The 865-nt window shown below is 47.5% G+C and carries 1 protein-coding gene; it reads right to left on the bottom strand.

The window, feature by feature from the left end; translation table 11 throughout:
* The coding region (locus GBH70_RS16440) for a transposase family protein (protein ID WP_503827279.1) at positions 1-865 on the bottom strand (865 nt) is incomplete at both ends.

Below are 865 nucleotides of genomic sequence, written 5' to 3' on the forward strand. Positions count from 1 at the left end.
GTAGAAACCAAACCGGTTGTAGTAATTTTCAACAGATTCCTTGAGAGTGATGCCTTCATTGTAGTTTTCCCAATCGAGCCTTTCAATCAGGGCATAGCCATCGACAACACTGATGGCGACTTTTGAACCGAACTCCATGTTCGCTTTTGCCTTGCCCCTTACAATTGGGCGGACATGCGGTTGGGAAATGCTCACAATCCGGTGGTCAATCCGTCGAGATTTCTTTTTGTACATTTCTGCCTGCTGGCGGTAAAGCTCATGAATGACAAGAAGTTGCCGGTACTCATTTTTGTTCAAAAGGGACAAGGAACTTTGGGCAACAAGCTTTTCAATGATCTCAAGATCCCGTTTCACGTATCGCAGCTGTTTGCCAACGGCTTTCCGGATTTTCCGGGCACCAGCTTTGCGTTGTTTGGCGACAGAAAGATAGGCCTTGCGGGCCCTTTTTCTGTAGGTCCGTGGCTTTTGTTGCTTTCCTTTGTGGGGCTCATGCAGCACATCAATGATATGTTCCAGTTTCTCACGAGCTTCGTTCAACAGCCCAAGGTCCGTGGGATAAGCAATATCGGCCGGTGCACAGGTTGCGTCCAGGATTAGCTTCCCTTTGTTCTTCGTTTTAGCAGAAGCCGATTCACTCGGGCTCTCTTTCGAAGCGGGACAGGAAGGATGATGATCGTCACCGTCATGATTATCATCATCGTTGTCATCTTCTTCAGATGTCTCTTCCGACTGGCGTTTCTGTTCTTCCAGAACAATCCACTCATTGAGTTCATTGATGATATTTGCGCCCAGACGTTTCCTGAAACGAGGCATCAAAGAATGGTCGAATGGCGCTTTTTCCTGAAATTCCGGCAACCCGATAAAA

It is taken from the genome of Weizmannia acidilactici (genome assembly GCF_008974225.1).
Lineage (GTDB): Bacteria > Bacillota > Bacilli > Bacillales > Bacillaceae_C > Weizmannia > Weizmannia acidilactici.